Source organism: Fluctibacter halophilus (assembly GCF_020687825.1).
GTDB lineage: Bacteria > Pseudomonadota > Gammaproteobacteria > Enterobacterales > Alteromonadaceae > Fluctibacter > Fluctibacter halophilus.
Genome location: NZ_JAJEWP010000001.1, coordinates 698372 through 711791 on the forward strand (window position 1 = coordinate 698372; position 13420 = coordinate 711791).

General features: G+C 54.3%; 15 protein-coding genes. 6 read left to right on the plus strand and 9 right to left on the minus strand.

Translation table 11 applies throughout. The annotated features are described in order from the left end of the window. Nucleotides 1-130: 130 nt before the first annotated feature. The 9 genes from LJ739_RS03255 to LJ739_RS03295 all read right to left on the minus strand — a co-directional run bounded on the left by LJ739_RS03255 (nucleotide 131) and on the right by LJ739_RS03295 (nucleotide 8045). Complete coding sequence (locus tag LJ739_RS03255; RefSeq protein WP_229157163.1) at nucleotides 131-556, minus strand: hypothetical protein; 426 nt, start codon at nucleotides 554-556, stop codon at nucleotides 131-133. Nucleotides 557-665: 109 nt separating this feature from the next. Beyond that, nucleotides 666-1079, minus strand: coding sequence for an alternative ribosome rescue aminoacyl-tRNA hydrolase ArfB (arfB, locus tag LJ739_RS03260; protein ID WP_229157164.1), 414 nt, complete (start codon nucleotides 1077-1079; stop codon nucleotides 666-668). 1 nt (nucleotide 1080) lies between these two features. After that, nucleotides 1081-1380, minus strand: coding sequence for a YciI family protein (locus LJ739_RS03265; RefSeq protein ID WP_229157165.1), 300 nt, complete (start codon nucleotides 1378-1380; stop codon nucleotides 1081-1083). A gap of 3 nt (nucleotides 1381-1383) precedes the next feature. After that, a complete protein-coding gene (gene trpA, locus LJ739_RS03270) occupies nucleotides 1384-2193 on the minus strand; it encodes a tryptophan synthase subunit alpha (protein WP_229157166.1) in 810 nt (269 codons plus the stop codon). Continuing rightward, nucleotides 2193-3374: a tryptophan synthase subunit beta gene (trpB, locus tag LJ739_RS03275; protein ID WP_229157167.1), complete on the minus strand. Its 1182-nt coding sequence runs from the start codon at nucleotides 3372-3374 to the stop codon at nucleotides 2193-2195. The genes trpA and trpB overlap by 1 nt, the downstream gene beginning before the upstream one ends. Nucleotides 3375-3394: 20 nt before the next feature. Next, complete coding sequence (gene trpCF, locus LJ739_RS03280; protein WP_229157168.1) at nucleotides 3395-4777, minus strand: bifunctional indole-3-glycerol-phosphate synthase TrpC/phosphoribosylanthranilate isomerase TrpF; 1383 nt, start codon at nucleotides 4775-4777, stop codon at nucleotides 3395-3397. Nucleotide 4778: 1 nt separating this feature from the next. Further along, complete coding sequence (gene trpD, locus LJ739_RS03285) at nucleotides 4779-5813, minus strand: anthranilate phosphoribosyltransferase (protein ID WP_229157169.1); 1035 nt, start codon at nucleotides 5811-5813, stop codon at nucleotides 4779-4781. Then, on the minus strand, nucleotides 5806-6438 hold the full coding sequence (locus tag LJ739_RS03290; RefSeq protein ID WP_229157170.1) for an aminodeoxychorismate/anthranilate synthase component II: 633 nt from the start codon (nucleotides 6436-6438) through the stop codon (nucleotides 5806-5808). The genes trpD and LJ739_RS03290 overlap by 8 nt, the downstream gene beginning before the upstream one ends. Further along, complete coding sequence (locus LJ739_RS03295; protein WP_229157171.1) at nucleotides 6435-8045, minus strand: anthranilate synthase component 1; 1611 nt, start codon at nucleotides 8043-8045, stop codon at nucleotides 6435-6437. The genes LJ739_RS03290 and LJ739_RS03295 overlap by 4 nt, the downstream gene beginning before the upstream one ends. Nucleotides 8046-8346: 301 nt before the next feature. Here LJ739_RS03295 and LJ739_RS03300 point away from each other — a divergent pair, with 301 nt between their 5' ends. The 6 genes from LJ739_RS03300 (at nucleotide 8347) to LJ739_RS03325 (ending at nucleotide 13398) form a co-directional block, all read left to right on the plus strand. Then, nucleotides 8347-9219: a PHP domain-containing protein gene (locus LJ739_RS03300; protein ID WP_229157172.1), complete on the plus strand. Its 873-nt coding sequence runs from the start codon at nucleotides 8347-8349 to the stop codon at nucleotides 9217-9219. Next, a complete protein-coding gene (locus LJ739_RS03305; RefSeq protein ID WP_229157173.1) occupies nucleotides 9216-9836 on the plus strand; it encodes an L-threonylcarbamoyladenylate synthase in 621 nt (206 codons plus the stop codon). Before LJ739_RS03300 ends, LJ739_RS03305 begins: the two co-directional genes overlap by 4 nt. Nucleotides 9837-9842: 6 nt before the next feature. Next, nucleotides 9843-10661: a segregation and condensation protein A gene (locus tag LJ739_RS03310; RefSeq protein WP_229157174.1), complete on the plus strand. Its 819-nt coding sequence runs from the start codon at nucleotides 9843-9845 to the stop codon at nucleotides 10659-10661. Continuing rightward, on the plus strand, nucleotides 10636-11298 hold the full coding sequence (gene scpB, locus LJ739_RS03315; protein WP_267494137.1) for an SMC-Scp complex subunit ScpB: 663 nt from the start codon (nucleotides 10636-10638) through the stop codon (nucleotides 11296-11298). The genes LJ739_RS03310 and scpB overlap by 26 nt, the downstream gene beginning before the upstream one ends. Continuing rightward, nucleotides 11298-12158: a 23S rRNA pseudouridine(2605) synthase RluB gene (gene rluB / locus LJ739_RS03320; protein WP_229157176.1), complete on the plus strand. Its 861-nt coding sequence runs from the start codon at nucleotides 11298-11300 to the stop codon at nucleotides 12156-12158. Before scpB ends, rluB begins: the two co-directional genes overlap by 1 nt. A gap of 145 nt (nucleotides 12159-12303) precedes the next feature. Next, nucleotides 12304-13398, plus strand: coding sequence for a methyl-accepting chemotaxis protein (locus tag LJ739_RS03325; RefSeq protein ID WP_229157177.1), 1095 nt, complete (start codon nucleotides 12304-12306; stop codon nucleotides 13396-13398). Nucleotides 13399-13420: the final 22 nt, after the last annotated feature.

Below are 13420 nucleotides of genomic sequence, written 5' to 3' on the forward strand. Positions count from 1 at the left end.
CAAAGGCTACCTCTCACGTGGCCCGTTAATGTGCATATCAGGATAGTTGACACTTTACCATGATGTTGCAGATTGTCACACGGGATAGTAAAAGTCTAAACGTCGCAGAGTGAATGGTGGCTGAACTGGATCAGGCACGATCAAACAGTGGGTTAGGGCAGGACGCCGACACACTTTGTCGTTGGCTATAGGTGTACAGGTGCACCTCAAGGTTGACATGACGAAGCTGATTCCACATGTCGATGGCGTCTGCTTTTGGACATAAAACCTGCTTAACATAGCGGTGCTGAACGTCTTCAGGCATATCCAGCTTTTGCGGGATTTGGATATACGCGCTGACGATGCCGTTGCGCACCCGGGCGCCCTTGTAATACCAGTTACCGGCCATAAAGCTGGCGTAGAACACACGATTTACGCTTTTCAGCGTGTTGTCTGACACGGTCAGGGCAGATTTGTCCGCAAAGCGGGGAATGTGCACACCCAGGTCCTGTACACAGCCACTGAGCATTGCCAGGGTTGTAAACAGTATCAGTCTTGTCAGGGTGTGTGCCCGCATCTCGCCTTCCTCATCGCTACCTGATTTAGGTATCGGCAATGGAGCAGCATTCTTCAGTCACAAACCGGACAATAATACTAATGCCTTGATATGGCGTGTTTTTTACCCGCTACAGATCAACTTTTCGGCGTAACGCTTTGCGCTCGCCCTGTTTCTTCTTGCTGTTCACGCGGCGCAACTGGGAGGCTTTGGTGGGGCGTGTTGCACGCCGGGTTTTGGGGCGATGGTTGGCCTGGTCAATCAGCGCCCGTAAGCGCACCAGCGCATCTTCCCGATTTTGTTCCTGGGTGCGGAACTGTTGCGCTTTAATGATGATGACGCCGTCTTTGTTGATCCGGGCATCATTCATTGCCAGCAGCGCCTCTTTGAGTTCCTGTGGCAATGACGAACGGTTGATATCAAAGCGCAAATGAATCGCGCTGGAGACCTTGTTGACGTTCTGGCCGCCGCTGCCCTGGGCCCGGATGGCGTGCCAGCTAATCTCTTGTTCTTCCAGGGTATAACCGGGGACAAGTTCAGGCATATCAGGGCAAAACCTTTTTGAACGGCGTAACACGGACGTTGGCATATACACCGGCTTCCAGGTAGGGGTCTGCATCAGCCCAGGCCTGGGCCTGCGCCAGATCAGCAAACTCCGCCACAATCAGAGAGCCGGAGAACCCGGCATCTGCCGGGTCTTCACTGTCAATGGCAGGGAACGGGCCGGCCAATATCAGGCGGCCTTGCTGTTTGAGGGTTTCCAGGCGCGCCAGGTGTGCGGGGCGAGTCTGTTTGCGCAGTGCCAGGCTATCGCTGACATCCTGGCAGTAAATGGCGTAAAGCATGGATCAGTCCTTCAAGGTTGCGTGTTTCATCGCACTGACAAAATCGCCCAAAGCCTGCAGCATTGCAGTCGTATCGTCAAGGTGTTGCTCGATCAGGTTGACGGTTGCCGAACCAGAAATTGCACCGGCCGCACCGGCCGCAATGGCGGCTTTAACCTGTTCGGGTTTTGCTATCCCGAAACCGAGTAGCGGTGGCGCAACATTGTGGCTGCTGAGCCGCTTGATCAAATCATCCGTGGGGATGGTCGCAGCCGTTTCCGCGCCGGTAACACCTGCACGACCGAGCAGATAGGTGTAGCCACTGGACTTTTGACCAATGGCGGCCAATGTCGCATCTGACGCGTTAGGGGGCGCGATCAGGATCTGTGCGATGCCGGTTTCTTCAGCCACGGCCAGGAAGGAGTCAGCTTCCCGCAGTGGAACATCTGCAATCAGGATCGAATCCACGCCAGCGGCCGCGGCGTCCTTGTAAAAGCGCTCAACACCGCGAGCCAGCACCAGGTTGCTGTACAGCAACAAACCGATAGGAATGTCCGGATGACGCTCACGAACCTCGGCGATAATGTCAAAGCAGTCCGAGGGAGTGATGCCCTGGTTGAGTGCACGGATACCGGCTTTTTGGATCGTCGGGCCATCGGCAACCGGGTCAGAATAGGGGATCCCCAGCTCCAGCGCATCAGCACCGTTGCTGATCAGGGTGTCGATGATGTTGATACAGGTGGCTTTGTCCGGATCTCCCAGCATCACAAACGGCACAAAAGCGCCTTGTTGATTGTCCTGCAGATGACGGAATAAAGAAGCATAGCGGTCCATTACTGTTCTCCCAAAATACTGTGCACGTGCGCGAGATCTTTGTCGCCGCGTCCGGATAGGTTAACCACAATCAAGGTCTCTTCGGTGGCTTCATCAGCCATGTTAAGGGCGTGAGCAAGGGCATGGGCAGACTCCAGCGCAGGAATGATACCTTCTTTGCGAGCCAGTAGCTGGAACGCATTGAGCGCTTCCTGGTCACTGACGGCGGCATATTGAGCGCGGCCAGTGTCATGCAAGTAGGCATGTTGCGGACCGACCGCCGGATAGTCCAGTCCGGCCGACACCGAGTAGGACTCCTCAATCTGACCATTACTGTCCTGCATGATATAGCTGTAAGTGCCGTGCAGAATGCCGGTTGATCCGCAGTTGATTGCCGCACCATGTTCGTGGGTATGCAGACCTTTGCCGGCCGGTTCAACGCCGATCAGTTTTACCTCGGGGCTGTCAATAAAATCAGCAAACATACCAATGGCATTGGAGCCTCCACCGACACAGGCGACCACCGCATCTGGCAGGCGACCTTCTTTTTCCATGATCTGCTGACGGGTTTCTTCACCGATCATGCGGTGGAATTCACGTACGATGGTCGGGAAGGGGTGTGGACCCGCGGCAGTGCCGAGTAAATAGTGGGCATTGTCATAGTTGGCTGACCAATCGCGCAACGCCTCATTCACCGCGTCCTTAAGGGTACCCGAACCGGCATCAACCGGGATCACTTCGGCACCCATCAGGCGCATGCGAAACACGTTCGGCGCCTGACGTTCGACGTCTTTTGCGCCCATATAAATGCGCGCTTTGAGACCCAGCAATGCGCACGCCAATGCGGTGGCCACCCCGTGTTGGCCAGCGCCGGTTTCGGCGATAACTTCGGTTTTGCCCATCCGTTTGGTCAACAGTGCCTGGCCCAGTACCTGGTTGGTTTTATGGGCGCCGCCGTGTAACAAGTCCTCTCGCTTGAGGTAAAGCTTTACCAACGGATTGCTGACCAGATTTCGGGTCAGCGTCATGGCCGTAGGGCGTCCGGCGTAGTCTTTTAGCAGCGCCATGAATTCTTGCTGAAAAACAGGATCCTGCTGTGCATCGATAAAGGCTTGTTCCAGCTGATCCAGCGCCGGGATTAACAATTCCGGGACGTAGGTGCCGCCGTAAGGGCCAAATTTGCTATCGAGGTGTTGTGTCATAATGGGTTTCCTTGTGTCGCTCAGTAGTGTCGCAGTGCGCTAAACAGCTCGCGCAGGCGAGCGGCAGATTTGATCCCCGGCGCGGATTCCACACCGGAATTGACGTCCAGTAGGTGTACGCCGGTATTGGCAGCCTGTTCGATATTCTCCGGAGACAGGCCTCCGGCCAGGCCAACAGGTACCTTGCTGTTAAGTCCGTTGAGCAGTGTCCAGTCAAAGGTTTTGCCGGTTCCACCGCTGTGTTGCCCAACCTGGGTATCCAGCAGCCACAGGTCAATGCCGTGTAAACTCGGTAAGGTTAAGGTGTCATCGACACCCTGGGCTTTCCAGATTTGGCAATTGGCTGGCAAGGCTTTGCGCAAGGTGTCCACATAGTGCTGATTTTCATCGCCGTGCAATTGAACGACTCGCAGCGATGCTTGTTTTACCTGTTCAATGACATTGGCAACCGGCGCGTTTCTGAACACGCCGACCAGCGGCATCGACGTCGCTTGTGCGATGGTCCGGGCTTGCTCAACAGTGACGCAGCGCGGCGAACCGTCAACAAAAATCAATCCGCCATAACTGGCGCCCAGTTGTTCTGCCAGCAAAGCATCCTCAACCCGGGTCAGGCCACACACTTTTACCGTGCCCTGCACGAGCTGGCGCACGGTGCTGGCAAGGTCAGGTTGGGCCATCAGGGCGCTGCCGACCAGAAAGCCGTCAGACAGGGGGCCCAGGCGCCTTACATCTGCCTGGGTGTAGATGCCTGATTCAGAGATGATCAAGCCGTCGAAGCCCGCTTTTCGAAGACGGGGCGCCAATCGCTCGGTGGTCGATAAATCCGTGCTCAGATCCCGTAGGTTGCGATTGTTGATACCGATGATCCGGGCGCCCAATGCCACCGCCCGGTCTGCTTCAGCCTCATTGCTGACTTCGGTAAGCACATCGAGTTGATACTGGTCGGCAAGTTGCGCCAGTTGCCGGTATTCATCGTCGTTGAGTACCGACAGCATCAACAGAATCGCATCGGCATTGTAGTGACGGGCCAAATGCACCTGATACGGATCAATAAAGAAATCTTTATTCAGTACCGGTTGCTGCACACGTTGGCTGACATAGTTCAGGTAATCATAGTGACCCTGGAAGTACTTCTCATCGGTCAGCACTGAAATGCACGCGGCATATGGCTGATAAGCGGCAATGATTTCATCCAGATCAAAAGGCTCGCGTATCAGGCCTTTGGAAGGGGATGCTTTTTTGCATTCCAGAATATAGCCTGCCTCGGGGGTTGCCAGGGCGTCATAGAAGCTGCGCGGTGACGGTGTCAGGCCGTCGATGAAACTGTCCAGCGGCATGTCCTGTTTACGCGCGGCCAGTTCTTTTCGCTTATCTGCAACGATGGTTTGTAAAACGTTGGCCATGTTATGCCTCCTGACTCAGCGCCGCGCTGCGATGGATGGTCGCCAGCGCTGCTCCGCTGTTGATCACGTCGAGCGCTTTGCGTGTGCCGTCGGCAACGTTTTGGGCTGCCCCGCACAAATACAACAATGCGCCGGCGTTGATGGCAACCGCATCTCGGTGCGCTGCTTCACCTTTACCCGACAGCACTGCACTGATCAGTTGTTGATTGTGCGCCGGATCACCGCCTTTTATCGCCGTTAATGGTGCAGGATCGACGCCGAAGTCAGCGGCACTGAGGGTGTAGTGATATTGTTGATCGTCACGAATTTCGATACAGGCACTGTCGCCATGCAGGGCCAGTTCGTCCAGCCCTGCGCCATGCACTACCATCGCCCGTTGATAGCCGAGACGTTGCAAGGTGTCGGCGAAGGGCTGCAGCAAATCAGGAGAGTAAACGCCAATCATCATGTGACTGGGGTGGGCAGGATTGACCAATGGGCCCAGCAAGTTAAACAGTGTGCGGGTTTTCAGGGTGGTTCTGACGTTCATGGCATGCTTAATCCCCGCATGGTAGACCGGTGCGAACAGAAAGCACAGGTTGCTTTCATCCAGACAGCGGCGAGCGGTTTGCGGTGTCATGTCGAGTTTTATGCCGAAACTGGCGTACAGGTCTGCTGAACCGGAGCGGCTGGACACACTGCGATTGCCGTGCTTTGCCACCTTGATGCCGCAGGCCGCTGCAACGATGGCCGCTGCCGAACTGATGTTGATGGTGTCGTGGCCATCACCACCGGTACCGACAATGTCAGCAAAGGGGTAGTCCGGGGTCGGAAACGGTGTTGCCGCGTCGATGAGCGCCTGCGCAGCGCCGGCGATATCATCGGCACTCTCACCACGCAGTTTCAATGCGGTCAGCAATGCACTGAGGTGGATATCGGACATGTTACCTTTCACAACATCGCCGAACAGCGCCTGTGTGGTGGACTGACTCAGGGCATGGCCTGAAAACAGGGTTTCCAACGCGCTGTTAATATCGCCAGTGTGCGTGTCAGACATGGGCGTTCTCCTGTTGCGGTTGTTGAGGGGCGGCAAGCAGAAACTCGATACTGTTTTGCAATAACGTGCTGCCCATCGGTGTCAGAATGGATTCAGGGTGGAACTGAAAGCCGAGCATACGGTGTTGTTGGTGCAATACCGCCATCGGCACGCCATCGCTGCTGGCCAGCTCCGTGATCTGGGCGGGTAAATCGGTCACCATCAGGGAATGGTAGCGGGCGATTGGCATCGGCGACGGTAAGCCGTGAAACACACCTTCACCCTGATGGATTAATGGTGAAGATTTACCGTGCATCACCGTGTTTGCGCGAACCACGCGACCACCGTAGTGCTCCACGATGGCCTGATGACCCAGGCAAATCCCCAGCACCGGGTACACACCCGCGACCTGCTTGAGTAATGTTGGCATGCAGCCGGCCTGTTGTGGAGCGCCAGGCCCGGGTGACAACAGCAGGATCACGCGATGGGACTTGGCTTTCTCGGCCATCGCCGCAAGGATGGTCGATGGGGCAACATGATTCCGGTACACCACCAAATCATGTCCGAGTCCGCGCAGTTCGTCGACCAGGTTGTAGGTAAATGAATCAACGTTATCCAGCAGAAAAATACTCACCGGGCTGCTCATGGTCTGGCCTCCTGTGCACCTTGAATGGCCTGGATCACCGCTTGTGCCTTGCTGCGGGTTTCGTCAGCCTCTGACTGGGGTACCGAGTCATACACCACCCCGGCACCTGCTTGCACGTGAGCCTCCTGATCTTTGACAAAGGCCGAGCGGATGACGATACAGGTATCCATATCACCATGACCATTTAAATAGCCAACCGCACCACCATAGCTGCCGCGACGGTAGCCTTCGACCTGACGGATAAGTGAAGCGGCGCTGATCTTTGGTGCGCCCACCAGGGTGCCCATGTTCATGCACGCCTGATAGGCATGCAGGGCATCGAAATGTGGATGTAACTGACCGACTACCCGTGATACCAGGTGCATCACATGGGAATAGCGATCCACATTGAGTAAGTCCTTGACGTAACGACTACCGGGGATGGAAACGCGCGCAACATCATTGCGTGCCAGGTCAACCAACATCAGGTGTTCGGCTTTTTCTTTGCTGTCGTCACGCAAATCCAGTTCAATCCGACTGTCCAAATCCAGGTTAATGCGTCCGTCAGCATGTTTACCGCGGGGGCGGGTACCCGCAATCGGATACACTTCCACCTGGTTGGTATCCCGTGTGTATTTCAAAGCCGACTCCGGCGACGCGCCGAAGATACTGAAGTCCTTGTCCTGCATGTAGAACATGTAGGGGCTGGGGTTACTGCGTTTCAGGTTGTCATAGGCTTTGAGCGGGTTGGGACAGGGCAGTGAAAAACGTCGGGACGGTACCACCTGAAAAATGTCGCCGGCCAGAATGTGCTCCTTGAGGAAGGTAACATCCTTGCAGTAGGCCGCATCAGATTTGTTCACTTTCGGTTTTGGGGCACTGTTGTCAGGTTGCGCCGTTGTGGCTGAGATGCCATTGCAATTGTCAGGCAAGTCCGCAAGACAGCTACGCAGATGCTCCAGACGCTGACTGACAGAAAAGTAGCTTTGACTGACCCCCGGGCCGCTGAAAACGCTGCCGAGCAATTCTGTTTGTTGGGCCTGATGATCGATCAATAATAAGGTCTCTGCCAGATAGAAAACGTAGTCCGGACAGGTATTGGCATCGTCTTCAACGGCGGGTAACACTTCAAAACTGGCCAGCAAGTCGTAGGCAAAAACGCCGCCGAGGAAAACCGCTTGAGGATGGTCGCGCAACGGCTTGACGTGTTTTACCAGCATACGCAGCGCATCAAACACCGCCGGGGCTTTGAGGCGGGAATCTTCGTCAAGGGACTGATAGGCAACCGGGCCGGGAAAGGTCATTACCAGCGTATTTGGATCGCTGCTGTCAGTTAACACACGGTCATCAACGTTGTCGGCGATCAGCGTCAGCACGTTGCGGCCATTGTCGGTCAGGGCTTGGCAAGTAACCTGCTGCCCACGACAGACCAGTTTCAGTGCAGCATCGACCAGCAGCAGACTCTTGAGGTTGTCCTTGCTGTCGATTTCCGCTGACTCCAGCAACAATGCGTGTTGTTTGTCTGCACACACGTGTGCATAGACGTTCAGAGGATCAGCAACATAAGGGCCGGACTGAATCAGTGTTTCAACCTTGCCGGGTGTGTCGCTGAGTTGCGCTAGGCTCATGATATTCCTTCTCTTTTTTATGGCCGTTTGACCAGTTTTAACCGTGCGCGGAAACAAAAAAGGCCCGCTAACACGGGCCTTTTTTGTCTTAAAGTATTGCGTACAATACAAACCATCACAGCCCGCTATTGAGGGATGTGCCACCACCATTTGTGCAGAGTGATTTGAACGGTTTGCATGAAAGAATCCTATTAAAGTTACATCATTGCGTTGGCGATTCGCGTATACTGCCAACACCCATAGAAGAAAACAATTTTGCCTCGCTGTCAATACGCGATTTAGTTATAAGTTAAAAACATTGATGAAAATTGATTTGCACAGCCATACCCGATGTTCCGATGGTACGCTGACACCGGCTGAGTTGGTTCAGCGCGCGCACACCATGCAGGTTGATGTTCTGGCCATTACGGATCACGATACGGTTGCCGGTATAGAATCGGCAATGGCAGCACAAGCACAAACCAAACGACCTCTTAGAATCGTGCCGGGGGTTGAACTGTCCACCTCATGGCATGGATTTGATATTCACGTGCTGGGCCTGGAGGTCGCACACAACGACGACCGTTTTCTGCAGCGACTCGAAACCCAATCCCAACGGCGTCAGACGCGGGCGCAAAAAATGGCCGACAAACTGGCCAAAGCCGGTATTGAAGGGGTTTATGAAGCCGCCCGTCAATTGGCCGGTGATGGTCAGATTACCCGTGCACACTTCGCCCGTGCGCTGGTATCCATGGGGGCTGTAAAGGACATGGACAGCGCGTTCAAGAAGTATCTGGGGAAAGGGAAACGCGCTCACGTGAAGCCGGAATGGATCACCATTGAGCAAGCCACTACCTGGATCCATGAGGCCGGTGGCCAGGCTGTGTTAGCCCATCCGGGCCATTATGATATGACCACCAAATGGTTACGCCGATTGGTGGCCGAGTTTGCTGAAGCTGGCGGGGATGGTATGGAAGTCGTTCACTCCCATTTATCGCCGGCAAAGCAACAGTTGCTGATTGATATGGCCCTTGAGCATGGCTTGAAAGGATCGGCGGGGTCAGATTTTCACTTTCCCAACCGTTGGACAGAACTGGGGCGTAATTTATCGATCAGTGACAGTTTGACACCCATATGGCAGGCTTGGCCTTGGGGACAAGCGTTACAGCAGTTGATGGCAGGAAACACACAATGAGTCAGTTTTTTTATGTTCATCCGGATAACCCGCAGGCCCGATTGTTAAAACAGGCGTGCGATATGTTGCACCAGGGGGCTGTGGTGGTTTACCCCACGGACTCAGGGTACGCCATTGGTTGCCAGATGAATGATAAGTCCGCCATTGAACGCATTTGTCGGATAAGAAATGTCGAGAAAGATCATAATTTTACACTGATGTGTCGCGATATGTCGGAACTGTCGGTATATGCGCGGGTTGATAACCAAGCCTTCAGGCTGATCAAAAACAACACTCCGGGTCCGTACACCTTTATCTTCAAAGCGACCAAAGAAGTGCCTAAGCGGCTGCAGAACCCGAAGCGGAAGACCATCGGGATCCGGGTACCGCAAAATGCCATCACCCTGCAATTGTTGGAAATGTTCGGTGAGCCATTGTTGTCGACTACATTGATTTTGCCGGGTGAAGATGCGGCAGAATATGATCCTGAGGCGATTCGGGACAAACTGGAAAAACGGGTGGATCTGATCATTCATGGTGGCTATTTGTCCGAGCAGCCGACCACAGTGGTCGATTTGTCGGAAGGCGACATCACCATTTTGCGCTATGGCAGTGGCGATACGTCGGTTTTGGAGTAAGCAATAGTGTCTGGATCTGATGAGCAAACCCTTTCCGTTCAGCAGCCGTTGCCGCTGGCGTTTGTGAACGGTGAGGCGCTGATTGAAAAGCCAGAAGACCTGTATATTCCGCCGGACGCGCTGGAAGTTATTCTGGAAGCGTTTGAAGGCCCGTTGGATTTACTGCTGTATCTGATCCGCAAACAAAAGTTCGACATCCTGAATTTGCCCATATTACAAATCACCCGGCAGTACATGGAGTACGTTGAGGTGATGAAAGAACTGAAATTGGAGCTGGCGGCAGAATACCTGTTAATGGCGGCGATTCTGGCTGAAATCAAATCCCGACTGCTGTTGCCTAAACGGATCGATGGGGATGATGAGGAAGAAGATCCGCGCGCTGAATTGATCCGTCGCTTGCGCGAATATGAGGCGGTTAAGACCGTGGCGGAAGAGTTGGACGGCGTGCCGCGTATGGAGCGGGATGTGTTTTCGGTATCTGCGGCGCCTGCCGAGGGGGTCGCAGCGGTAAAGATACTGCCGACGGTTTCCCTGCAAGAATTGGCGCTGAGCTTTCAACAGGTGCTTAAACGGGCCGAAGCCTTTGAGCACCATCACATTGCCCGTGAGGCGCTGTCGACCCGAGAACGTATGAGTCGCATTCTGGAGCAGGTAGGCAGTGAGTCGTACACTACCTTTGATGCGTTGTTCAGTGCAGATGAGGGTAAGGCCGGCGTGGTGGTAACCTTCCTGGCCCTGTTGGAACTCGTCAAAGAGTCATTGGTTGAGTTGGTGCAGGCCGCACCGTTCGCCAATATTCATGTTCGTTTGGCTGGTGGAGCGTAAGTCGGTGGCAAAGATAGCACGTCAACAACTCAAGCAATTGGTCGAAGCGACGCTGTTTGTTGCCGATGGACCGGTGAGCAAAGCGCAGATGCTGGACACGGTGTTGGTGGAGTTTTCGGTGTCCAACAAGGTGCTTGACGAAATCCTGCAGGAATTGGTGCAGGATTACCAAAGTCGCGGTGTACAATTGGTGGAAGTGGCCAGCGGTTACCGCTTTCAGTCGATGGACAGCCTCAGTCCCTGGCTCAGTCGTTTATGGCAAGAGCATGCTCCCCGTTACTCACGGGCGTTGATGGAAACCCTGGCATTGATCGCCTATCGTCAACCAATCACCCGTGGAGAAATCGAAGACGTTCGCGGCGTGGCGGTATCAAGCCACATTGTCAAGACGCTGACGGAGCGCGGCTGGGTAAAAGTGGTGGGGCACAAAGAGGTGCCTGGCCGACCTGCTTTACTGGCCACCACCAAGGCCTTTTTAGACTATTTTGGCTTACGTTCGCTGGCTGAACTGCCGGCGGCAGAGACCTTTGAGGCGATGCTAAGTGGCGACGACGATGAAGGACAAGCCACGGATAACAATCAAGATGGTGTGGTGTCTTCTGACACGCCATCGACAAACCAAGAGCAATTGCACTGATGAGTGAAAAGTTACAAAAAATCCTTGCCAATGCCGGAATGGGTTCACGGCGAGAGATGGAAAAATGGATTGAACAGGGGCGCGTGTCGGTCAACGGCAACGTGGCCACATTGGGCGAGCGGGCCGAGAAGGACGACCAAATCCGCGTCGACGGTAACCTCCTGCAAACGCGCACCGAAAAAGAAGTGTGTCGGGTGTTGATGTACAACAAACCCGAAGGGGAACTGTGCAGCCGTAAAGATCCGCAGGGACGGCCTACGGTGTTTGACCGTTTACCGGCGATCAAACAAGGACGCTGGATTGCGGTCGGACGTTTGGACATCAATACCAGCGGATTATTGCTGTTCACCAATGACGGTGAACTGGCCAACAGACTGATGCATCCCCGACACAATGTGGTACGGGAGTACGCTGTGCGAGTGTTTGGCGAAGTGGACAATGCCATGCTTAACCGGTTGAAACGCGGCGTGAAACTGGAAGACGGTGAAGCCAAGTTTGACACCATTCGTCCCCGTCCAAGCGACGATGAGAGCATCAACCGCTGGTACAATGTGACCCTGGCCGAAGGCCGCAACCGAGAGGTGCGACGGTTGTGGGAGTCACAAGGCGTCCAGGTGAGTCGATTGATCCGGGTTAATTATGGTGGGCTGGAGCTGAACAAGCGCCTGCCTCAGGGGGCCTGGCTGGAATTGGAACTTGAGCCTATCAATAAGCTGCGTCAGGCGGTGCAGTTGCCAGCGGAAACGGAGTCGGTGATCAATGAACGTCGCAATAAGCTTGATCACGTTCGATTAAGCCGCATGCGCCGCTCAGTGAAAAAACACCGTTTGCACAAAAACAAAGGTGAATCGGCGCAGTAAAAGTATTGGAAAACTCAATTTAACCAACACCTTGCCGATACATGTTGATGATTTGACGGTAAACAATACCGGCCACAATAATACCCTTGGTCAGGCCGGTTTTGTATTACACTGATGGTAATTCAATCCAGAGGTATCTCACGTTATGTTTGTCCTTGCGTCGACGCACCAACAACTCAAACAGCAGTTTGATGAGCAGCAGAAAACCCTTCAGCAGTGGCAATCCGAGGTGGATCAGTTGCGCGCGCAGAATGCTGAACTGGAAGCGGCCCTGGCGGCGGCCAAGCCTACCGACAACAACCATTTTGTATCAGACGTGATGGCATGCACCTTGGAGTCTCTGCAACAGATTGAAGGGGTGAGAGAATCAGTGTTGGCGTCTCATCAACAGATTGAGACCGAATCCCAGTCTATCGCCACCATTAACGAGCTGTTTGCGACCTCGTCGACGTCATTGCAGGACATTGTCCGTTCAATGGGTGAGTTGGGGGATCGGATGCAAGGCATGGCGAGCAGTATTTCCGGTTTGTCAGACACCGCGGACAGTATCAATAAATTCGTTTCGACCATCACCAGTATTTCCGATCAGACCAACCTGTTGGCGCTCAATGCGGCCATTGAAGCGGCCAGAGCCGGTGATGCCGGTCGTGGATTCAGTGTGGTAGCCGACGAAGTACGTTCTCTGGCGAATGAAACTAACCGGTCTGCCAGCGAAGTGGCTGAGCTGGTAGGGAATATCATTCAGTCGACCAAAACCGCAGTCAATGCAGTGGAGGATATCCGCACCAACAACGAGACATTGTCAGCGGGCGTCAGTGGCCTGAATGGCTCCTATGACGACATTGTGAAGCATTGCAATCAGATGAAGAAAACCATCACGGACTCTTCGCTGAAATCCTTTGTGCAGACGGTAAAGCTGGATCACATTGTGTGGAAAGCCGATGTATATGCGGTGATTAACGGGGACAGTGATCAGCGGATTGATAGTTTTGCTGATCATACAAGCTGCCGGTTGGGACGCTGGTGCAAGGAAGAAGGTCAGCAACGCTTCGGCCAGAACAGCGCATTCCGTGAACTCGACAGACCTCATGCAGATGTGCACAAGGCGGGCGTGGCGGCCCTGGAGGCATACGCCAACCAGGACAGTGCCAAGGTGTTGGTTGAATTGCAGCGGATGGAACGGGCCAGTGTGTCCGTCATGCAACTGCTGGACAGACTGGCCGACAGCGCCGTTTCGTAATTTTATCCGGTGTTCCTGCTAA